Origin of the sequence: Nanobdella aerobiophila (genome assembly GCF_023169545.1) — an archaeon.
GTDB classification, from domain to species: Archaea; Nanobdellota; Nanobdellia; order Nanobdellales; family Nanobdellaceae; genus Nanobdella; species Nanobdella aerobiophila.
In genome coordinates this window covers 338,296-358,510 of the sequence record NZ_AP019769.1, presented here as the reverse complement: position 1 = coordinate 358,510, position 20,215 = coordinate 338,296, and the positions used below count along the sequence as shown (strand labels likewise).

Below are 20,215 nucleotides of genomic sequence, written 5' to 3'. Positions count from 1 at the left end.
ATAAGTAAATTAGTATTATATATTATATGGAGATAAAATCCGCAAGGGCGAGGGTAGTATTAAACTCGAGAGGTGATCCTACAATAGAAGTAGAAATAAATAAAAGTTCTGAAGCAGCACCGGAAGGTGCTAGTAAAGGAAAATATGAAGCTCCATATATAGATCCTCAAAAAGCTGTAGAATTATTTAATAATGAATTAGTAGATTTTCTTAAAACTTTTGATATACAATCATATAAAGATTTGGAGGCCTTTGAATCAGAATTCGAATCAATAGGAGGAATAAAAAGATATGGGGCAAATACATTAATAGCTACAGAATTTGCAATATTAAGAGCATGGTCAAATTATGAGGGGAGAAATATATATGAATTTTTTAATAAGAATCCAAAGATGAATATTAAGATATTAGCTAATGTTATAGGAGGTGGAGCGCATGCAAAAGGAAGGAGTACAAATATTCAAGAATTTTTAATATCTCCAGATACAAATAATTTACCCTTAGCAATCTTTGTTGCTTCTTATATACATAAATTATTGGGGAAAAGATTAGAATTATTGGATGATAGGTTTTTATATGGAAAGGATGATGAGGGGGCTTGGACGACATTTTTGGATGATAATACTGTATTTAATGTTATTAAGATGGTATTTGGAGAAATAAAAGAGGATTATAATATTGGAATTAATATTGGAATTGATTTAGCTGCAAGTCAATTATATAAAAATAATTCATATCAATATAAAGATAAAATATTTTCTAGGGAAGAACAGATAAAGTATGTAAAATCCTTAATAGAATTGTATGATTTATTTTATGTAGAAGATCCAATAGATGAGGAAGATTTTGATGGCTTTGCAGAAATTAATAATAATACAAAATCATTGATTGTCGGAGATGACCTAACTGTTACAAATACTGAAAGGATAAAAAAAGCATTAGTATATAAATCCATAAAAGGAGTTATTATAAAGCCAAACCAAATTGGTTCAGTGGTAAAAGCATTTGAAACTGTTAAATTATGTAAAGAAAATAATCTAATACCTATACTCTCTCATAGATCTGGAGAAACGGATAGTAATATTATAGCGGATATTGCAGTCGGGTTTGAAGTACCATATGTGAAGTTTGGAATAGTAAATGGAGAGAGAATAGCAAAGTTAAATAGATTAATAAGGATATATCAGAGCTTAAATAAATAATTTAAACCATTTTTTATATTCTTCTTTTACTTCAATTAATTTTAGATTTAATAATATATCTATAATTCCCCATATATAATTTTCTAATTCAAAAGCTTTTATATATTCTTTTCTATCATAAAAGTATAAAAAATCATTATAATATGACCTTACATAATCTTCAATGTTTCTGTTAAAAAATCTTATATCGGAAAATATTTTATTTAATTTATCATACTCTCTATTTAAATAGTATAATAATTCTTCTATATTTATATCCATTAAAAATATTTTTATTAAAAAATTTTATATGAATCTTATTGAGTTATTAAAAAGATTCAGCATAGATGAAGTATTATATTATGAAGAAAATTATGATAAGCAATATATATATTTAAGAAATTTATACAATAAAATAAATAATAGAGATATTTTTTTGAAAATCATAGTAATTAACTCTTTATTAGCATTTCAACTGATTTATAAGGGAGAACTATTTTGGAAGAAGTTTTCAGATTATTTTTCTATAAATTATTATGATATATATAATGATTTTATAGATTTTATATATAAATATAATTCTAGATTAAAAGAGACAAAGGTAAAAAGATTAGATAAAATATATAATTGGATTAAGGATAAGGATTTATTAATTTACAAAGATAATTTATTAGGATTTAATAATGAAATTGCTTCTGTAATGGGTCAAAATTACGAAGATAAAACCATTGTATTTTCTACGAAAATATTTGGTTATGGTTTACGAATAATTGGGTATAAAATAATTTACCCATATGAGATATATATACCTGTAGATAATAGAATATCAAAAATATCTAAGGATAAGAAATTTTGGATATCATTATCAAAAGAAGTTAATATACCATTACTTCATATAGACTCAGTAATATGGATAACAATGGGCATTGATAGAAAAGAAATAAACAACATAAATAATAAAAGTTTTAAAGAAAAAATAGAAGATTTAAAGGATTATTTAGATAGTATTATTAAATATTAGTAATCCATCTGATAACAATAATAAATCTTTAGATACTTTATCCTCCTCTATTAACTTGGATCCGAAATCGGTTTCTATCCTACCATTACCTAAAGATACTTTTTCAGATGGAGATAATAGATATATACCATTTTTCTTAATTTCTATTTCTCTGTATTCTTTTAAACTATATCCTAGATATACTAATCTATTAAAATTATATATTTTATCTTTGTCATTTATCTGAGTATAATCATACACATATATATCTCTTGTAGATTCTATATATTTTATTTTGTTGTAAATAAAGTTTATTTTAACACTCCAATTAATTTTTAGATCATTATATTGGTATGATTCAATAATCTTATTATATTCTACCGATAATCTATTTTTCTCTTTTTTTATGTTTACATTGCCATCCTCTATATCAATTTTATTTCCTATAATCAATATTTCCATATTAATATAATATAAATCCTTGAAAATATAAAAATTTTTTTATAAATATAAAAGATTATATTTAATATTTATGCCGCCATAGCTCAGTCGGTAGAGCAGCCGGCTGTTAACCGGCAGGTCGTGGGTTCAAGTCCCACTGGCGGCGCGCTGGTATTTTTTTAAAATTATAAAATTTATTTATTTAATGATAATATTGTATAATAAGAATATATTAAGTAATAGGTTAATTTATTTAAGAAAATTATTAAGGAGGAAAGATATTAATATCCATAAATTGGAGCCAGACATATATAAATACATAAGTCTGGCACATTCTTGGAGTTACATTAGATATATTAGAAGACTATATACTTACATAAAGTATAATAATATTAAGGTGAAGATATCAAGTAATAATTATATATCCAGATATAAATATGAATCCTCATTATACTCTATACAGGCATTATTGGATAGCTTCTATATAAATGATCATATCTTTATACCTACGGTTGTTCCAGGTCATGGTGCAGGATATTATAATATTAATAAGGAATTTTCGATATATAATTTCTCTGCAATTGCTGCATTATATTATAGAAAAAAGTATAAAAAAATATTGATATTAGATCTAGATATACACAACGGAGTTGGTACTATAGATATTATAAAAAATAAGAAAAATATTTATTATATATCATTATTTTCTAAGATTAGCTGTAATATTAAATATAATTATAATAATGTATATAATTTTTTATTGGATCCAGGGATAGATAATAATATTTATATAAAGCTCTTTGAAAACCATGTTATTAGTCTAATTAATTCTATAGATCCGGATATTATAATCACCTCTTTAGGATTTGATGCCCATAAAGATGATAAGTATTCTTCAATAAATATAGATTTTGATGTATATAATTATATATTTAGTTATTTGAGGAGTTTTGATAAGATCTTATATATTCTTGAAGGTGGGTATAATAAGGAAATAATTTATAATGGAACTAAATTATTATTAAAAAATGGATAGAAGATTCTATATAGGATTTTCTATATCTTCATTTCAGACTGAAGGGTATTATGACAATCAAGATTGGTATTATTTTATAAAGAAAGGGAAATTGCCAGAAATTGATAATGCTAATGAATTATGGATAAAATATGAAAATTTAATACCAATATTAAAAGATCTATATGTTAACTCATTTAGATTTTCTATTGATTGGGCTAGGATATACCCTGAAATGGGTAAGGTAAATTATTCGAATTTAAAAAGATATGTGAACTTTATAAAAGAACTAAAGAATAATAATATAGAGCCATTTATAACATTATGGCATTATGTAAATCCTATGTGGTTTTATAATATAAATGCATGGGAAAATAGAGAAAATATAAGCTATTTTATAGAATTTGCAGATCTTATAATATCAAACTTATCTAAAATGGATGTAAAGTATTTTATATCATTCAATGAACCTTTAGTTTATATATTTTCTTCTTATATAGCTGGCTTATGGCCTCCTTTTAAAAAATATAAAGATTTAGATGATATACATTTAGTTGTAAAGGTATTGTCGAATATCCATAGAGCAAATGAAGAAATATATAAGATATCAAAAGAAAATGATGTTAATTTAATTTATATAGAGAATATAACTAATATAAAAACTCCTTTTTTTATTTCTTTTTATGATATCATAAAAAATAGTATATCATTAATATTCCCTAGACACATTGATTTTTATGGAATAAATTATTATGGATCCTTTAATAATATGAAAAATATTATAGAATCAAAACCATCTTTTAGTCTAAAGCTAGTATCTGATATTCTGGGTGATATGAAAAAACCAATATTTATCACTGAAAATGGGATTAATACAGATGATGAATATTTAAGAACGAGATACCTTAAGAAATATATGTATTTTTTCTTAAAAAATAGGGAAAAGTATAATATAAAAGGATATTTTATTTGGTCTTTAATGGATAACTATGAGTGGTACAATGGATATAATGCTCATTTTGGAATATTAAATAGAAATTTATCAAAAAAAGATTCTTATTATGAGTTAAAATATATTTTAAATAAGAATTTTAATATATCCTAAAAATGGTATTCGTAATATACCTGTACCAACTATCCTATTAGGGGGCATATCATTTTCATTTTCGAATACTATTGGACCTGGATTATTATCGCCCATAATTATAAAGTTTGTATTATTGTAACCTATAATTCTATGGAATATATCTTCTCCAGAATATATACTTATACCCTTATACAAAATCATATCACCTATCTGGAGATATTGTGTATTTATTGGTAGTATAATAACTATATCGCCTATATATAATCCATTTGGATATGGAAATTCTGTAAAATTATTTATTGTTATATTATAAGTACTGTATTTTTTAATATTAAAATATGTATGTTCCATACTTGGTGAAACAATTACTGAAAATAATGGTGGGTAAATAAGATTTACTATACTATATATAATTAATATTAAAATTATGAATAAGATATCACTTTTCAGGTCATCTCCAAAAAAAATATATTCTATATATTTCTTTAATTTTTTAATCATAGACTCTCCATGTATATCCACAATTTATGCATTTGTAGAATTTTGTTTCTCCTTCGTCACCTGCCCTAGTTTGTATAGACCAGAAGTATGCTCCAGATTTATTACATTCTGGGCAAACTATCTCATTATCTATAGGTAATAATTTATAGTCGTGTTCCAATACAGTGATCTCGGAGGATTTATTTATCTTTTCTGTAAATACTGTTTTTTCTCCTCCTTTTTTCTCTTTGTGTTTGCATTTTGGACATATGAAATATTTGTCTTCTTGTTTCATCAAGGTACCGCATTTTGGACAAAATTTCATAAGGATTATATTTTATTGAGTAAAGTTTATAAATCTTTTATTTTTCTCTGGATTGATAAAAATATATAAAATGCTTCAAAAATAAATAAGGCGGAGACGATTGCTATTTCTGGATCAAAAGTATATATAAGTTGATTTATTGAAGAGTTAATAGTATTATTTAATCCTGATGTTTCATTATTAACAGTAGTTAATATATAATTATAATAATCATTACTAGCATTATCCTGATATAATAATAATAACTTTAATCCATTATAATCTTTATTTTGGTTTAAAATATATTCTGCACTTTGGTATCCTTCCAAATAAGAATTATAAAATCCATTTATAAAAAATTGTTCTGTATTATTTAAATTTGAATAATATAAATTATTTACTCCTCTATTTATTAAAAACTTTATAGGATATGTAAATGTTTGAGACTCGAATGTAAATAAAAATATTACAAATATATATAATAAATTTGTTATCGGATTATATTCTTTGTCAAAATATAAGAGTATGAAATATAAGCTTATGGCAGTATATATATTTATTAAATTTCTATAAAATAGAGAGCTTATAGATATAATTATTATGCCATATATTAAGAAAAATTTCTTATTTTTTATATCTCTTGAGAAATAAGTCCCAAAACTAAATAATAATAGAAATATTAATAATAGCCCGTAAAATATTAAATTACTATAATTAAAAAAATTATAATTTAATATATTAAATAAGAAAGTACTCAAATAATTATATAGGAAGTATAATGATAATAATGATACAGAATAAAGAGACGTTGATATAATATATTTTTTCATATTAAATAAAGAATAAGAAAAACTTTTAAATCAATTTTTTAATATCTTAAGATGGTCGATATTTCTCCCATTATAATCGGAATTATTCAGGGGATTAGTGAATGGCTTCCTATAAGTAGTAAGACCCAGGTATTGCTTGCTTCATCATTATTGTTAAAATTATCTCCTTCAGTAGCTTATACATTTGGTTTATTCATGGAAATTGGGTCTATTTTTTCTGCTTTATTATATTTTAGAAAAGATATAATTCAAATATTTAAAGATAAAATATTACTAAAGTTTGTTATTGTAGCTACAGTTCTTACAGGATTGGTTGGGGTACCATTATACTTCATATCAAAACACTTATTAGGTGGTTATTATAATATTGGGATACCTATGTTTATATTGGGGCTTATATTAATAGCTGATGGAATTTATATATTTTATACTAGAAGAAACATTAAATTTATGGAAGCAAAAAATATTAGCTTAAGGGATATGATAATTATAGGACTTGCGCAGGGTTTGGCTGCATTACCTGGTGTCAGTAGATCTGGGATGACTGTATCTACAATGTTATTATTAGGCTATAAATCTGAGGATGCATTTAAATACTCATATATTCTATATATTCCCGCAGCTCTTGGCGCATTTTCTTTAACATTAATATCTTCTATGCACTCTATTAATTCTGTTATATCTAGTATAGATATCTATGGACTATTAACTGCTATAATCGTGGCTTTTATTACTGGAATATTTGTTATAAGTATATTACTAAAAATAGCAAAAAAAGAGAGTATATATATGATTGATTTTATCTTAGGTTTAGTAGCGATAATCTCTTCAGTATTTATTTTTTTATATTACTAGTCTGAGACCATATATTTTTATATTTTTGTCATATAAATATTATTAATGGAATGGAGAAAAATGTTATATATCATATTTTCTATTATAATAACAGGTCTTTTTATAAAATCTCAACCAATTGTGGGCTATCCGATATCAATTCAAAATCAAATAAATATATCAAATCCGGGCAGTTATGGAATATATTATATAAATATATATAATCCAACAAATTATACATATACTTATTCTTTGTATTCCCTATCTTCTGAATGGGAAATCTTGTTTAATCAGAATAATACAATATATTATGGGACTTTAAGTCCCGATCAATATCAGAACATAACTATATATATGAGACCATACGGCATTATAAATCAAATACCAGAAATTGTTGTATATTTACAAAATGAAAATATGACTACTAATCATTATAGTGATATTATAGCTTTTACTCCAACATTATACTATGTTAACAATAATATAAATAATATGACAGAAAATATTACTAAAAATATAACTTTACCTTTAAATATTGCCTTTCAATTATCTAATACAAATGTATATCAGAACCAATATCTATATCTATTAGGTATAATAGAAAATCCAAACAAATTTGCTGAAAATTTACTAATAAATATATCTTCGGATTTTGGCTATACAAATGTTTTATATGAAGATATATCGCCAGGAGAAAATGTTTATCAGATACCAATATATATATCTAATATAACACCAGGAAATTATTATATATATGTAAATGCTGATAATAATATATATGACCTTGCATTTAATGTTACAACGATGTTAGTTGCACCAAAAACTAATGTTACTAGCGCATTTGGATATATAAAATATATAATTTATAATCCGTATAATTATCCATTAAATTATACCTTTTATGTAAGAAATGTCTTTGGATCTTTTTCTTCATATAGTCCAAGTCCACAGTATTATGAAACTGTTGGTAGGGTAACCTATGGCATTTATAATTTGTTTATATTACCAGGTCAAGAATATATAATAGTAGAAAGCATAAACTATTATCTAATTGTTGTTATATTATTAGGAATATTGATCTTGCTATTATTAATATCTTATATATTATTTAATGAAAATATAGAGATAAAGAAGGAGGTTTCAAAGATTGATATGGAAAAGAACTTGGTTGATATTACAATAAATATAAAAAATAAGGGATTATTTTCTATATCAAATGTAAAAATTTCCGAGCATATAAATAAACCATTTAAAATAAAAGAGTATAAAATAGCAGAGCCTTCTACAATATATAAGACAGAAAATACATATATTGTAAATTGGAAATTTGATAATATTAAGAGGAATGAAGAAATATTATTATCATATACTTTACAACTAGCCGATGTATCTGATATAAAATCAATAGAATTGCCAAGAACAAGTATAACATATAATTATCTATTCTGGAATAAGATTAAGTATTCGAATGGTTTAATAATTAGGATAACTAAATAATTTTTACTACCTGGTTATCTATAATAAATCTTTTTTATATTGATATAATATATTTTTTAATGGAAGATCTTAGAACAGGATATTCAATAACTTGGTGTCCTGGATGCACAAATTTTGGTATATATACGACTTTTATGACTGCAATAAATGAATTAATATCAGAAAATAAAATTGAAAAAAATAAAGTTGTATTTGCTTCAGGGATTGGTTGTGCAGGAAAAATACATAATTATATTAAGTTGAGTTCTTTTAGCGCACTACATGGAAGAGCATTAGCAGTAGCTGTTGGTATAAAATTATCAAATCCAGAATTAAAAGTACTAGCTTTTCAAGGAGATGGGGATACATATAATGAAGGTATAGAGCATTTTATAATGGCTTGTAAAGAGAATCCGGATGTAAAATTATTTGTTCATAACAACCAGGTTTTTGCTTTGACTACGGCACAACATAATTTTGTCACTGAAGAAGGTTTTTATTCAAAATCACTGGGAAGGCCTGTTTTTGAAAAGCCAATAAATCCAATACTATTGGCACTCGTATCTGGTGCAACTTTTGTGGCTAGAGGATACTCATTATGGATGGATCATCTAAAGTATATATTAAAAGAAGCAATATTACACAAGGGTTTTGCATATGTAGATATATTACAACCATGTGTAGTACAGCACGATACAAGAAAATATTATGAAGCTCATATGTATAAACTGGAAGATACAGGGTATATGTCAAATAATTTTAATGAAGCTATATCAAAGGCACTAGAATATGATTATATCTTTAGAGACAATTCTAGAATACCTGTTGGAATATTTTATAAGACTGAGAGGGTTACCTTAGAGGATGGCTTGGGATCAAAACCTGCATATAAGATAGAGAGAAACTTAAGGCTAGATGTACTAAAAGAAGTTATAATATAAAAATTTTTCAGACATAATTTCTTTATGTATATATATGAATTTGAACTTGGTAATATTAATAAGAATAAATTGAAAGAATTTCTAGAAAATAAAGGTATAAAATATCATATTGATAAAAATAAAATGAAAGTATTCTTAGAAGATTTTTATTTTGGATATAGATTTGATAAATTTATTAAGTCAATAGAAGCAGGTTTTAATATTGAATTGTCATCAAATATATTATATAATAATTGGGACATTTTATATATTGATCTAAAACAAGTATTTGAGAAAAAGGAAAATCACATCATTAGAATAGAAGGAAGAATAATTGGTGAAGATGGTAAAGCAATTAGAGAGATTATGAATAAAACTGCATCAAATATTATAATAGATGATAGATATATATATTTATTAGGTGATAGTATATCAATACAGGCGGCTTATGAAGCTATAAAAAGATTGGTAAATGGACAAAAACATGATCATGTATATGAATTTTTAAATAAATATGTGAAAAATCTAAAAAATAAGGAAATTGAAATATATAAGTATACGAAACAATAAATATTTTAAAATATATATTACAATATTTAAATATGAAGGAAAATAAAGTATTATCAGAAGAAATAGAATTATTTAAAAATTTTAAGAGAGTATCTATTGCTGAATTTTTTGAGAGAAATCGTCACCTCCTTGGTTTTGATAATCCTAGAAGGGCACTACTAATATCTGTAAAAGAATATGTAGATAATGCTCTAGATGCTTGCGAAGAATACAAAATACTGCCAGATATTAATATAAAAATAGAAAATATAAATGAGGATGTTTATACTGTATTAGTTGAAGATAATGGTCCTGGTATACCATACAATAAGGTTCCGGAGATATATGGTAGTTTTTTATTTGGTTCTAAATTTCATAGATTTTTGGCTACCAGAGGTAAGCAGGGTATTGGTGCATCTGCTGTTACTTTATACTCTCAATTAACTACTAGAGAGCCTGTAGAAGTTATAACAAAAATAGCTGGTAAAGAAAAAGCTATAAAATACAAAATAAAAATAGATATAAAAACAAATACGCCTATAGTTATAGATAAATCTGAAGTAGATATAAAAAAGGAGCATGGAACTATGATAAAGGCTACTCTAATTGGTCAATATAATAAAGGAAGGCAATCTGTAGACGAGTATGTAAAATTAACTGCGCTGGTAAATCCTCATGCAAATATAAAATATAGGACTCCAGAAGGTGAAGAATATTCATTTAAGAGGATAACAAATTATATACCAGAATTAAAAGAAGCTAAACCACATCCACATGGTATTGAAATAGGATACTTTGATAGATTATGTAAAGAAACTAAGAAGAAGACATTGATTGATTTTTTATCGAAAAGTTTTTCTTCAATAAGTAGAGAAACTGCAGAAAAAATAATTAGAAAAGCAAATTTAGATATAGAAATGGATCCAAAAAAACTAACAGATGATGAAATTTCTAGATTATATAAAGTATTACAAGAAGCAAAGCTGAGAGCAATGCCTTCAAAGTATATTACTATTATTGGAAGAGATCTAATATTAAAAAGTATGGAAAATATGTTTAAACCAGAGTATATGTCTGCTATATCTAGGAAACCTGGATTATATAGAGGTATACCATTTATCGTAGAAGTTGGTGTAGCTTATGGGGGTGGATTAACTGAATTTCAATATTATAGATTTGCAAATCGAGTTCCTTTATTATACAAAGCGGGAGAAGATGCGATTACAATTGCATTAAAGGATATTAGTTGGAAGCATTATGGTTTTAATATGGATGGATCTGAATTTCCCAAGGATCCAGTGTCGATTGTTGTGCATGTAGCTTCTGTTTGGTTACCATTTACATCAGAATCGAAAGAAGCGATAGAGCCATATGATGAGATAGTTAAAGAAATAAATCTTGCTGTAAAAAATGCTTTAAGAGAACTATCTATATATGTAAAAAAGAAGAAAACATTAGAAAATATAGGTGATAAATATAAAGATCTATATGGATATGGTATAGAAATATCAAGGAGTTTAAATGAAATATTGAATGTAGATGAAAAAAAGGTCGAGTATTTAATAAAAGATAGGATTAAAAAAGAATTGATAAAAGATATATATGAGATAATTAAATCAGTTAGAGAGGTAGGTATACTATTGAAAGAGAATAAAGAAGATCAAGCTATGAGGTTAATAGAAAAAATGCTTATTGATACAATTAAGATAAATTTAATAACTGAAGATGAGTTATTAGAGATTATAAAAAATGCTATAAGGGAAGTAAAAGAAAAGAAAATTAATATTGAGGCTTAAAAACATTTATTATAATATAATATTATGACCGGTAAATTTATCGAGAATATTTCTCCTAAAGAAGTTATAAATAGAATAAAAGAATTAGGTGATAATATACTAAAAGGATTTAATGATGGAAATCCTATAATATCCTTTGCATTAAGGGGTAATATTAAAAATATAGAATATGATGAAAAGTATGATATAATAAAACTAAAAGAAAAGGTAGGCACAAGAGAATTTTTTAATCTTGGTCATGTTCGGAGATTTACTCAGACCTTATTAGTTGCAGGATTAGCAAAAAAATTAGTAGAGAGAGATAAAACTGCAAGCCTTAGAGAGGTATATTACCAGTTAAAACATACAATACCGATGTTAAATTTAAATACATTTGAAAAACAAGAAGAATCAGATGCAGTTATTGAAGATCTAGAAAGGGCTATAAAAGCTATTAGAGAACAATTCCATATAAAAGCTGAAGGGAGGGGTGCAATATATGGTGATATTATATTAAAAGATAGAAAAAGAAATGATGAATGGAATTGTGCAAAATTAGGACGCGGTGGGTGGAGTGTGCCATCAACAATAGAAGATGTAGAGATTGGAGATATAAATGCAGATTATGTTCTAGTAGTAGAGAAAGAAGCAATGTTTGATAGGTTGATTGAAGAAAGATTTCCAGAAAAGAATAAAGCAATTTTAATAACTGGAAAGGGTCAACCGCCAAGGGGTATAAGAAGGTTGGTTCATAGATTAAGATATGAAAAGAATATGCCCGTATATGTATTTACAGATGGAGATCCTGCAGGTTATTATATATATTCTGTAATAAAAAGAGGATCTATGAATCTTTCTCAGTTTTCAGAATTACTAGCAACCCCTGATGCAAAGTACATTGGTATGACTATGGATGATGTAGAAAATTATAATTTATTAAAGAAAGGGGCAGTTGTAGGGTTAGAAGAATGGGATATAAAGAGATTGAATGAATTACAAAATTATCCATGGTTTAAAAAATCAAAGGACTGGCAAAGACAATTTAAAAAAATGCTAAGTTTAAAAATAAAAGTAGAACAAGATGCGCTAGCGGCAAATTCTTTAGAATTCGTAGCAGATACCTATTTACCAGAAAAAATATCTAAGCCAGAAAAGATGCTAAATTAGTTATTTATGGATAAACTTAATTTTTGTATCTCTTTTAGATCTTAGTTGATCTAATATTTTTAGTAATAGATTTTCATCTATCTTATTTATTCTGCCAGTTTGTAAGTTTTGATATATGATCAGTACAACTTGAGAAAATTTATCCGGATATACTACTTTTATATTAGATAATCTACTTATAGCTTCCTTTGTTAAATATGGTTTTATAGATTCATATAACAATTCTATTTTATCTTCTTCAGATTCTTTATTTTTTGACTCCATATAATAACTTTATATAATAACTTTATTAATATAATCTACTAAAAGATCTTTATGGAATATAGCAATGGAAAGCAATGGCTGATCTTTTTTATTTTTATAATAATATCTGTATTAATAGCTAAATTTTTTGGTATTTTTGGAATTATAATAGCTTCAATAATAATATTATACACTTTATTGGGAATAAGAATAGTATATAATTATGAAAGAGCAGTTTTATTTACATTAGGTTACTATTCAGGCGTATTAAAAGGAGGACTAATATATGTATTACCAGGTTTTCAGAGAATCTTTAAAGTAGATATAAGGTTAATAAATTATGATTTACCAGAACAAATATTATTGACTGCCGATAATATAAATGTTTCTGTAAAAAGTACAATATTTTATAGGATTATAGATCCAGGAAAAGTAATTATGAATATAAGAGATATACAAAGATCTATATTAAATTACGCTCAAACTAATATGAGAGATATATTCGGAAAATATAATTTAAATGATATATTACAGAAGAGAGAAGAGATATCTACAGAATTAAGATCTATAATACAGGAAGAAACAAAAGATTGGGGTATAATAATAGATAATATAAAGATACAAGATATAGAAATTCCATCGGAAATACTATCTGCATTAACCCAAAAAGCAATTGCAGAAAGACAGAGAGATGCAGAGATATTAAGGGCACAAGGTGAGGCACAAGCAAAGGTAATACAAGCACAGGGTGAATTGCAAGCATCAAAAGATTTTATGCAGGCTGCAAAAATTTTAGAAGATGCAAAATATGGCATTGCATTAAGATTTCTAGATATATTAAGGAATTCAAACAATGAAAAAATAATTGTAGTACCACCCGATATATTTGATTTATTTAATAAGATACAGAAGAAATAGATTTTATTGTGTTATTTATTTTTTTGTTTATGATTAATAGTAAAATTATAGAATAAACATAAAATATAAAACTGATATATACAGAATTATTAAATATATAAAATAAAGGATAATAAATATAATAAAAGTTTAATATATTAATTGTATTACTTATAATAGCTATATATAGAAATATATTATTAAATAGACCTATTCTAAGAGATTTATCTATTCTTTTATAGAATAAATAAATATAATATAGTAAAATAATATAGAAGATCTTATATAATAAATACATAAACATATTTATATATGGGTTGATAAAGTAATTTGAGGTAGATATATAGAATTTGTAATCTATTATTGTATAAGATATCATATATATGAGAAAAATTAAAGTTAATTTTTTTATTTTATTATTATATAATATATTTAATCCTATAATAAATAGTATAATAGATAATAAAAATATTATATAATTAATTAATATATTATTTATACTAATTATATATCCTACGATCCTTATTAAAAAAGAATATATAATAAATATATTTCCTAAAAGTATATTATTTAATATTTCAATATTTTTCATTATACCAATATCCTCTATATCCTTCTTTTGTTTCTTTATCCAATTTAATAAATATAACTTGTATCCATGCGTCTTTTATACTTATCTTTGCTTTAATTGGGAAGAAATAAGTTTGACTGAACTCTCCTATATAACCGGGATCAAATAGTGCACTTTCATATTTTAATATTCCGAACCTATTAAAGGTACTCCTAGGTAGTGCTAAGGCTACGCAGTCATTTGGTATCTTTATTTCAGGAAACACAGCGTAATAATAACCTTTATTTATTTCCCAATAATCTTTTTTAGGTTTTATTTCGGTAAATGCTTCAGGTATTTTTTTGATAGAATTTTTTAATAACTCATTTCTCCTTTTTTCATCTATGTTTATTGTAAATAGATCTTCATATGATCCAATATCTAGATCAAAGAAAAAAGATCTATTATTATCATCTATTAAGGCGTATTTAATCTTTTTGATTGGTATTCTATAAATTTTGGTTGGTTTTACATCTATACCAGCTTGGTTTATTTTAACATAATCCTTTATATAATCTTTTATTGATTCTCCATTTAAAACAACCATTAATATAATAAAAATTTAATAATATAAAAGTCTTTATATGGTTATGAATATTGAAAATTATAAGAATTATATAATTGATTTATATAAGCAATTTATACCTATAAAATCAATAGGACCAGATAATAATGGAGAAGGAGAATGGGCTAGGGCGAGATTATTATATGATATTGTGAAAGAATTATTTGATGATATAAAATTAATTGAAGTACCAGATAGTCGAGTAAAAGAGAATAGCAGACCGAATATTGTTGCTATTAAATATGGAAAGAATAGAAATAAAACTTTTTGGCTTATAGCCCACATAGATACAGTTCCAGTAGGTGATATTAATTTATGGAAGTATGATCCTTTTAATGTAACTATAGAAGGAGATATACTATATGGCAGAGGAGTTCAAGATAATGGAAATGCAATAATTTTAGGAATATTATTAGCAAAAATATTGGAAGATAATAATATTATTCCAGATATAAACTTTGGATTTATATTATCATCTGATGAAGAGACAGGGAGCAGATATGGTTTAAATTATATTGTAAATAATTATCCAGACATATTTAAGAAAGAAGATTATATATTAGTACCTGATGCAGGTAGTTCAGATGGTTTAAATATAGAGATTGCAGAAAAAGGAATTTTATGGTTGAAATTTAATATAGTTGGTAAACAAGCTCATGCAAGTAATCCAGGATTGGGATTAAATTCTACAAGGTTAGGATCTATATTATTATTAGAATTAGATAAAGTATTACATCAAAAATATAATAATGTAAATAAAATATTTAATCCAGATATATCGACATTTGAACCTACAAAAGTTGAAAAAAATATAGATAATATAAATACAATCCCAGGAAATTATACATTTTATTTTGATTGTAGAATATTACCAGACTATAATATTGATGAGGTATTAGAAACAATAAAATTTGTAGTAAAAGAATTTGAAAATAATTATAATTGTAAGGTTGAGATGAATATAGTTATGAAGGATTATCCATCTATCTTGAATAATATTGATAATAATGATTTTTTAAATAAAATAAAGGATTTAATAAAAAAATATAGAAATAAGGAAGCGAGAATAGTCGGTATAGGTGGTGGTACCTATGCGAAAATATTAAGAGAAAAGGGATATAATGCAATAGTCTGGAGTACATATAATGAGTCTGCCCATATGCCAAATGAGTATATAAATATTAATGACTTAATTATAGATACGAAGATATTATTAGAAATTCTTAAACCTTAGTTATAAATAATTATAATGGTTGGGATATTTGATATGGCGAAATTATTAACAGGTTCACAGTCATTAATGAAGAAGATTCCAGAAGAAAATAAAGAGTATAGTAAAGAATTAATAGATAATGCTAAGAAAAATCTAGAAGAATCAAAAGATTTGTATAATAAGAGAAATTATGCCTTATCGATATACTATCTAGATCAGGCTCTATTGTTATCTATAAAAAGTATGTCTTTATTATTTTCTTTACTGAAATTGAAAGATGTGAAAGAAAAAGAGTATAAATCATTTGAGGAATTTATAAATAAAAATAAAATGATTGATAAGATGAAAAAACTAATTAGTCAAAATTCTAGAATGTATGAATTAATGTTAAATGATGATAATAAAAAAAGATTTAAAGATGATTTTGAAAAATATAAAAATAATTTGGAAGATTTTATTAAAAAATTAAAAAATATTAATGATAGAAAAAGTTTAGTAAGATTATCATCAGAAGATATAAAGAAATTATTTAGTTTAAATGATAATATTAATAAATATCAATTATCAGATGAAATTCTAGAAAGTTATATTAATATGGCTATGAATATGTTAAATAAGATGGGAGGAGCTAAATTTAATAATACACTAAATCAAGGTATGTTTAAATCTTTAGTAAAGAGAGAAATAGAAAAAAATGTAAATAATTTAAATATATTTGGAAATTTGTTAGTATTGACTATAGTATTAATGTTGCATGAAAGATCATCAAAAGAATATGATAGAGATCTAGATTTTTCTCCAAACAATTATACAGAAGATTTGGGCGTTGTAAAAGAATATAATAATTTAAGATCTATGGTAGATAATACGATTAAGTTCTTAGAGAATTTCTTACAAGTATTAGATAACGGTACAGGCTTTAATTTTTAGAAAAATCGTATATCTACTGCATAAGCCTCTTTTTCATTTATAAGTAGTGGATTGACTTCTAGTTCATTAAAATTTTTATCTTTAAATATTGAGTATAGTTTATTTATATTTTCATATAGTATATCCATATTAATCCCTTTTTTATTTCTGTATCCTTCCAATATTCTATAATATTTTAAGTCCTTTAGCCTTTCTTTTAGCATATTTATATCAAAAGGGAATGATAGTATAATAAAATCTTTAAATAATTCAGTATATATACCTCCTAGACCGATTAATACAATATCTCCAAATGTTATATCCTTTTTTATACCCAATATAATTTCTATATAATCGCCAATAATTTGTTCTTGAATAATTACGTCTTTTTGAAATTCTTTTTTAAATTTATTATAATATAATTCCAGTTCTTTATAATCATATACATTTAATTTTACAGCATTTTTATCTGTTTTATGGTTTATATCGGCCTTTATAACTACAGGGAACTTTACATGTATCGGTATATTATTAGTCCAAAATTCCGGCACCTTTATCCCATTTTTTTCTAATAATTCGAATCCTTCCGATAACATATTATTCTATCGATTTTAAATAATATAAATTTCTTTATCATTAATTTAAAAAATATAAGAAAATAAGGAATCTTATGATCCATAAATTAGAATCAAGATATACCTTTGATGATACGATAAACAAATTAGAAAATAAATTGAAGGATAGGGGTTTCATAATCTTCTTTAGAATAGATCATAAAGAAAATGCAAATAAAGTTGAGTTAGACATGAATAGGTGTGTTGTCATATATTTTGGAAATCCAAAAGCAGGAACTCTCCTTATGAAGGATAATATAGAGATATCTTATGAATTACCATTAAGAATATCAATATATGAAGATAATAATAAAGTTTATTTATTATATAAATTACCTTCTGAGATAGGAGAGGAATATAATATAAATAATAAAATTTTAGATAATATGGATAAAGCCTTCTTAGATATAATTAATTTCTAAAAGATTAAGATCTTATATTCTTTTTCTGAATAATCAAGCATTAATTTTGAGCCTATATTAACTTCATCTACATAAATTAAATTATCTTTTGATATACCATAATTTTCCATAGATTTTTGACAGGCATATAATTTTATATTATTATTTTTTATTTTATTTATTTGCTCATTAAATTGTTCATTTTCCAATTTTTTGGTTAAAAATGATATTGCTGGTCCCAGATATAATACTTTTACATCTTCTGCTCCATTAATCTTTAAATTTATTGCAATATTTAATCCTGTTTTTATATCTAGATGATCTGAAGATTTTAATACTATTAAAAATTTTACCATAATATGATATTTTTAGTTTATTTTTTAAATATTTAAGGATGAAATAATATTATATGAATAAAGAACTGTTAAAATATTTATATACTACTTCTGGAACTGTTGATTTAATCAAGAAAGTTCCAAATTCTGATAAAGAATTTATTAAAATAACTAAAAAGATAATAGTTTATGAATTAAAGTATATTAAATATTTGTCATTGTATAAGGATATAATAAAAGCATTAAAAATAGGTTATAAAAATGCTTATTTAGGATATTTACATCCTGCAGAAGGGATAAATAGATTTATACTAGAAAGATATTCTTTATCTATATTAATTAAAAATGCTACAAATATATATAAAAAAGTATTAAAAAACAAGGACTGGCATAGGATGGTTGATGACGGTTATGTAATAAGATATGGAGGTGAAGCATTAGGGAAGATAAAGAAATATATAGATAAAAAAGAAATAGATAAATATACCATATATTTTGCTGGAAAACCAGTATGTGAGAATCATTTAAAATGGAATGATTATTCAAAAGAAATAAAATATTTGTATAAAAATTTAAATATAAGACCAGATAAAAATATTAAATGTTCATTTTGTAATTCCAAAGCAAAATATTTTACTATTGCTATGCCTAAAGCAGGAGCATTAATATCACTAGCGTATGAGACAATTAATAGAGATCCTAATTTTATGTTAAAATTATATTCCAATCTTTCTAGGATATTACACCCATATGGTTTCATGGATTTAGAAAGAAAAAAAGTATTTACTGCCTGGGCTAGAGATTTATTTATGATATTTTTAGAAATTAATAAGGTATTAGATCCAGAAAATTTTAATATGGAGGGTAAATCTGCATATTTTTTATTAAAATACTTTATAAATGAGATATTGAATTAATAATTATGACATTTATAGATAGTAAATGTAAGGGTATTTTAGAGAGAAAATTTGTGGATAAAGAGTATATAGAGTACATGGAAAAATCTTTGGAAGATATTTTAAATGCATCTAAAAGTAATAAAGATAGAAAAATAATTGAAGGTTTTCTAAAAGAGATATCATCATCTCCTAATTATATAAAAGATGTATATAAAATAATATGTGATAATTATAGTGAATTTGATGAAGAAAATAAGATTTTATTATTAAATATATTTTCAAAAATATTTAGATATGCTGATGATAAAGATTATTATATTAAGTTTATAAAAGATTTAGTTAGTGGAGAAAATTCTTATACAATAATGTGTATATTGAGTTATATCAATAAAAATTTAAATAAGGACAGATTAAATGCTACTATTAATAAAGCATATAATATTTTGTCTGAAGAATGCCAAAAATATTGA

The 20,215-nt window shown here is 24.3% G+C and carries 25 protein-coding genes and 1 tRNA gene; 17 read left to right on the top strand and 9 right to left on the bottom strand.

Going from position 1 to position 20,215, the window contains the following annotated elements; genetic code table 11:
- The first annotated feature begins 26 nt into the window (after window positions 1-26).
- Window positions 27-1,202, top strand: coding sequence for an enolase-like domain-containing protein (locus tag MJ2HA_RS02065; protein WP_258392898.1), 1,176 nt, complete (start codon window positions 27-29; stop codon window positions 1,200-1,202).
- Here the strand turns inward: MJ2HA_RS02065 and MJ2HA_RS02060 are convergent.
- Window positions 1,191-1,463: a hypothetical protein gene (locus MJ2HA_RS02060; protein ID WP_258392897.1), complete on the bottom strand. Its 273-nt coding sequence runs from the start codon at window positions 1,461-1,463 to the stop codon at window positions 1,191-1,193. The two genes, MJ2HA_RS02065 and MJ2HA_RS02060, sit on opposite strands and share 12 nt — an antisense overlap.
- A gap of 28 nt (window positions 1,464-1,491) precedes the next feature.
- On the opposite strand from MJ2HA_RS02060, the gene MJ2HA_RS02055 reads away from it, so the two are divergent.
- On the top strand, window positions 1,492-2,202 hold the full coding sequence (locus tag MJ2HA_RS02055; RefSeq protein WP_258392896.1) for an N-glycosylase/DNA lyase: 711 nt from the start codon (window positions 1,492-1,494) through the stop codon (window positions 2,200-2,202).
- Here the strand turns inward: MJ2HA_RS02055 and MJ2HA_RS02050 are convergent.
- Entirely contained in the window at window positions 2,179-2,643 is a 465-nt protein-coding gene (locus MJ2HA_RS02050; RefSeq protein WP_258392895.1) for a hypothetical protein, read from the bottom strand. The genes MJ2HA_RS02055 and MJ2HA_RS02050 overlap by 24 nt on opposite strands.
- A gap of 72 nt (window positions 2,644-2,715) precedes the next feature.
- On the opposite strand from MJ2HA_RS02050, the gene MJ2HA_RS02045 reads away from it, so the two are divergent.
- The 3 genes from MJ2HA_RS02045 to MJ2HA_RS02035 all read left to right on the top strand — a co-directional run bounded on the left by MJ2HA_RS02045 (window position 2,716) and on the right by MJ2HA_RS02035 (window position 4,742).
- Window positions 2,716-2,788, top strand: a tRNA-Asn gene (locus MJ2HA_RS02045).
- A gap of 39 nt (window positions 2,789-2,827) precedes the next feature.
- Window positions 2,828-3,658: an arginase family protein gene (locus MJ2HA_RS02040; protein ID WP_258392894.1), complete on the top strand. Its 831-nt coding sequence runs from the start codon at window positions 2,828-2,830 to the stop codon at window positions 3,656-3,658.
- On the top strand, window positions 3,651-4,742 hold the full coding sequence (locus MJ2HA_RS02035; protein WP_258392893.1) for a family 1 glycosylhydrolase: 1,092 nt from the start codon (window positions 3,651-3,653) through the stop codon (window positions 4,740-4,742). Before MJ2HA_RS02040 ends, MJ2HA_RS02035 begins: the two co-directional genes overlap by 8 nt.
- Here MJ2HA_RS02035 and MJ2HA_RS02030 read toward each other — a convergent pair.
- From MJ2HA_RS02030 to MJ2HA_RS02020, 3 genes are read right to left on the bottom strand one after another with little or no spacing between them, the layout of a single operon-like run.
- Entirely contained in the window at window positions 4,716-5,225 is a 510-nt protein-coding gene (locus tag MJ2HA_RS02030; protein WP_258392892.1) for a S24/S26 family peptidase, read from the bottom strand. The genes MJ2HA_RS02035 and MJ2HA_RS02030 overlap by 27 nt on opposite strands.
- Window positions 5,218-5,529 carry a transcription factor S gene (locus MJ2HA_RS02025; protein WP_258392891.1) on the bottom strand — a complete coding sequence of 104 codons (312 nt, stop codon included), beginning with the start codon at window positions 5,527-5,529 and terminating at the stop codon, window positions 5,218-5,220. The genes MJ2HA_RS02030 and MJ2HA_RS02025 overlap by 8 nt, the downstream gene beginning before the upstream one ends.
- A gap of 26 nt (window positions 5,530-5,555) precedes the next feature.
- Window positions 5,556-6,338, bottom strand: coding sequence for a hypothetical protein (locus tag MJ2HA_RS02020; protein ID WP_258392890.1), 783 nt, complete (start codon window positions 6,336-6,338; stop codon window positions 5,556-5,558).
- A gap of 51 nt (window positions 6,339-6,389) precedes the next feature.
- Here MJ2HA_RS02020 and MJ2HA_RS02015 point away from each other — a divergent pair, with 51 nt between their 5' ends.
- Genes MJ2HA_RS02015 through MJ2HA_RS01990 form a run of 6 tightly spaced genes read left to right on the top strand, consistent with a single transcriptional unit; the run spans window position 6,390 to window position 13,059 of the window.
- Window positions 6,390-7,193: an undecaprenyl-diphosphate phosphatase gene (locus MJ2HA_RS02015; protein ID WP_258392889.1), complete on the top strand. Its 804-nt coding sequence runs from the start codon at window positions 6,390-6,392 to the stop codon at window positions 7,191-7,193.
- A gap of 45 nt (window positions 7,194-7,238) precedes the next feature.
- Window positions 7,239-8,669: a hypothetical protein gene (locus tag MJ2HA_RS02010; RefSeq protein WP_258392888.1), complete on the top strand. Its 1,431-nt coding sequence runs from the start codon at window positions 7,239-7,241 to the stop codon at window positions 8,667-8,669.
- Window positions 8,670-8,728: 59 nt separating this feature from the next.
- Window positions 8,729-9,589, top strand: coding sequence for a thiamine pyrophosphate-dependent enzyme (locus MJ2HA_RS02005; protein ID WP_258392887.1), 861 nt, complete (start codon window positions 8,729-8,731; stop codon window positions 9,587-9,589).
- Window positions 9,590-9,613: 24 nt separating this feature from the next.
- Window positions 9,614-10,138: a KH domain-containing protein gene (locus MJ2HA_RS02000; protein WP_258392886.1), complete on the top strand. Its 525-nt coding sequence runs from the start codon at window positions 9,614-9,616 to the stop codon at window positions 10,136-10,138.
- Between the two features lie 32 nt (window positions 10,139-10,170).
- Entirely contained in the window at window positions 10,171-11,913 is a 1,743-nt protein-coding gene (locus MJ2HA_RS01995; RefSeq protein WP_258392885.1) for a DNA topoisomerase VI subunit B, read from the top strand.
- Window positions 11,914-11,937: 24 nt separating this feature from the next.
- On the top strand, window positions 11,938-13,059 hold the full coding sequence (locus tag MJ2HA_RS01990; RefSeq protein ID WP_258392884.1) for a DNA topoisomerase IV subunit A: 1,122 nt from the start codon (window positions 11,938-11,940) through the stop codon (window positions 13,057-13,059).
- On the opposite strand, the gene MJ2HA_RS01985 is transcribed toward MJ2HA_RS01990, so the two are convergent.
- Window positions 13,060-13,323: a DNA-binding protein gene (locus tag MJ2HA_RS01985; protein WP_258392883.1), complete on the bottom strand. Its 264-nt coding sequence runs from the start codon at window positions 13,321-13,323 to the stop codon at window positions 13,060-13,062.
- A 51-nt stretch (window positions 13,324-13,374) separates the two neighbouring features.
- Between MJ2HA_RS01985 and MJ2HA_RS01980 the strand changes: the two genes are divergently transcribed.
- Window positions 13,375-14,220, top strand: a complete 846-nt coding sequence (locus tag MJ2HA_RS01980) for an SPFH domain-containing protein (protein WP_258392882.1) — start codon at window positions 13,375-13,377, stop codon at window positions 14,218-14,220.
- A 557-nt stretch (window positions 14,221-14,777) separates the two neighbouring features.
- On the opposite strand, the gene MJ2HA_RS01975 is transcribed toward MJ2HA_RS01980, so the two are convergent.
- On the bottom strand, window positions 14,778-15,356 hold the full coding sequence (locus MJ2HA_RS01975; RefSeq protein ID WP_258392881.1) for a dCTP deaminase/dUTPase family protein: 579 nt from the start codon (window positions 15,354-15,356) through the stop codon (window positions 14,778-14,780).
- 43 nt (window positions 15,357-15,399) lie between these two features.
- Between MJ2HA_RS01975 and MJ2HA_RS01970 the strand changes: the two genes are divergently transcribed.
- On the top strand, window positions 15,400-16,608 hold the full coding sequence (locus MJ2HA_RS01970) for a M20 family metallo-hydrolase (RefSeq protein WP_258392880.1): 1,209 nt from the start codon (window positions 15,400-15,402) through the stop codon (window positions 16,606-16,608).
- Between the two features lie 15 nt (window positions 16,609-16,623).
- Window positions 16,624-17,517, top strand: a complete 894-nt coding sequence (locus MJ2HA_RS01965; RefSeq protein WP_258392879.1) for a HEPN domain-containing protein — start codon at window positions 16,624-16,626, stop codon at window positions 17,515-17,517.
- Here MJ2HA_RS01965 and MJ2HA_RS01960 read toward each other — a convergent pair.
- A complete protein-coding gene (locus MJ2HA_RS01960; protein ID WP_258392878.1) occupies window positions 17,514-18,092 on the bottom strand; it encodes an acetate--CoA ligase family protein in 579 nt (192 codons plus the stop codon). The two genes, MJ2HA_RS01965 and MJ2HA_RS01960, sit on opposite strands and share 4 nt — an antisense overlap.
- Window positions 18,093-18,166: 74 nt before the next feature.
- Between MJ2HA_RS01960 and MJ2HA_RS01955 the strand changes: the two genes are divergently transcribed.
- Entirely contained in the window at window positions 18,167-18,532 is a 366-nt protein-coding gene (locus MJ2HA_RS01955) for a DUF302 domain-containing protein (protein WP_258392877.1), read from the top strand.
- Here the strand turns inward: MJ2HA_RS01955 and MJ2HA_RS01950 are convergent.
- Window positions 18,529-18,867 carry a DsrE family protein gene (locus tag MJ2HA_RS01950; RefSeq protein WP_258392876.1) on the bottom strand — a complete coding sequence of 113 codons (339 nt, stop codon included), beginning with the start codon at window positions 18,865-18,867 and terminating at the stop codon, window positions 18,529-18,531. The genes MJ2HA_RS01955 and MJ2HA_RS01950 overlap by 4 nt on opposite strands.
- Before the next feature lie 53 nt (window positions 18,868-18,920).
- On the opposite strand from MJ2HA_RS01950, the gene MJ2HA_RS01945 reads away from it, so the two are divergent.
- Both MJ2HA_RS01945 and MJ2HA_RS01940 read left to right on the top strand, forming a co-directional pair.
- The gene (locus MJ2HA_RS01945; RefSeq protein WP_258392875.1) at window positions 18,921-19,763 is read left to right on the top strand and encodes a hypothetical protein; all 843 of its coding nucleotides are present in this window, start codon (window positions 18,921-18,923) and stop codon (window positions 19,761-19,763) included.
- A gap of 5 nt (window positions 19,764-19,768) precedes the next feature.
- Window positions 19,769-20,215 carry a hypothetical protein gene (locus tag MJ2HA_RS01940; RefSeq protein WP_258392874.1) on the top strand — a complete coding sequence of 149 codons (447 nt, stop codon included), beginning with the start codon at window positions 19,769-19,771 and terminating at the stop codon, window positions 20,213-20,215.

Coding starts and splice junctions, on each gene's coding strand:
- MJ2HA_RS01950 (WP_258392876.1), bottom strand. CDS start 18,867: ATGGTAAAATTTTTAATAGTATTAAAATCTTCAGATCATCTAGATATA.
- MJ2HA_RS01940 (WP_258392874.1), top strand. CDS start 19,769: ATGACATTTATAGATAGTAAATGTAAGGGTATTTTAGAGAGAAAATTT.
- MJ2HA_RS02020 (WP_258392890.1), bottom strand. CDS start 6,338: ATGAAAAAATATATTATATCAACGTCTCTTTATTCTGTATCATTATTA.
- MJ2HA_RS02005 (WP_258392887.1), top strand. CDS start 8,729: ATGGAAGATCTTAGAACAGGATATTCAATAACTTGGTGTCCTGGATGC.
- MJ2HA_RS02065 (WP_258392898.1), top strand. CDS start 27: ATGGAGATAAAATCCGCAAGGGCGAGGGTAGTATTAAACTCGAGAGGT.
- MJ2HA_RS02050 (WP_258392895.1), bottom strand. CDS start 2,643: ATGGAAATATTGATTATAGGAAATAAAATTGATATAGAGGATGGCAAT.
- MJ2HA_RS02055 (WP_258392896.1), top strand. CDS start 1,492: ATGAATCTTATTGAGTTATTAAAAAGATTCAGCATAGATGAAGTATTA.
- MJ2HA_RS01975 (WP_258392881.1), bottom strand. CDS start 15,356: ATGGTTGTTTTAAATGGAGAATCAATAAAAGATTATATAAAGGATTAT.
- MJ2HA_RS02000 (WP_258392886.1), top strand. CDS start 9,614: ATGTATATATATGAATTTGAACTTGGTAATATTAATAAGAATAAATTG.
- MJ2HA_RS01965 (WP_258392879.1), top strand. CDS start 16,624: ATGGTTGGGATATTTGATATGGCGAAATTATTAACAGGTTCACAGTCA.
- MJ2HA_RS02010 (WP_258392888.1), top strand. CDS start 7,239: ATGGAATGGAGAAAAATGTTATATATCATATTTTCTATTATAATAACA.
- MJ2HA_RS01995 (WP_258392885.1), top strand. CDS start 10,171: ATGAAGGAAAATAAAGTATTATCAGAAGAAATAGAATTATTTAAAAAT.
- MJ2HA_RS01960 (WP_258392878.1), bottom strand. CDS start 18,092: ATGTTATCGGAAGGATTCGAATTATTAGAAAAAAATGGGATAAAGGTG.
- MJ2HA_RS01945 (WP_258392875.1), top strand. CDS start 18,921: ATGAATAAAGAACTGTTAAAATATTTATATACTACTTCTGGAACTGTT.
- MJ2HA_RS01985 (WP_258392883.1), bottom strand. CDS start 13,323: ATGGAGTCAAAAAATAAAGAATCTGAAGAAGATAAAATAGAATTGTTA.
- MJ2HA_RS01955 (WP_258392877.1), top strand. CDS start 18,167: ATGATCCATAAATTAGAATCAAGATATACCTTTGATGATACGATAAAC.
- MJ2HA_RS02015 (WP_258392889.1), top strand. CDS start 6,390: ATGGTCGATATTTCTCCCATTATAATCGGAATTATTCAGGGGATTAGT.
- MJ2HA_RS01990 (WP_258392884.1), top strand. CDS start 11,938: ATGACCGGTAAATTTATCGAGAATATTTCTCCTAAAGAAGTTATAAAT.
- MJ2HA_RS02060 (WP_258392897.1), bottom strand. CDS start 1,463: ATGGATATAAATATAGAAGAATTATTATACTATTTAAATAGAGAGTAT.
- MJ2HA_RS02030 (WP_258392892.1), bottom strand. CDS start 5,225: ATGATTAAAAAATTAAAGAAATATATAGAATATATTTTTTTTGGAGAT.
- MJ2HA_RS02035 (WP_258392893.1), top strand. CDS start 3,651: ATGGATAGAAGATTCTATATAGGATTTTCTATATCTTCATTTCAGACT.
- MJ2HA_RS02040 (WP_258392894.1), top strand. CDS start 2,828: ATGATAATATTGTATAATAAGAATATATTAAGTAATAGGTTAATTTAT.
- MJ2HA_RS01970 (WP_258392880.1), top strand. CDS start 15,400: ATGAATATTGAAAATTATAAGAATTATATAATTGATTTATATAAGCAA.
- MJ2HA_RS01980 (WP_258392882.1), top strand. CDS start 13,375: ATGGAATATAGCAATGGAAAGCAATGGCTGATCTTTTTTATTTTTATA.
- MJ2HA_RS02025 (WP_258392891.1), bottom strand. CDS start 5,529: ATGAAATTTTGTCCAAAATGCGGTACCTTGATGAAACAAGAAGACAAA.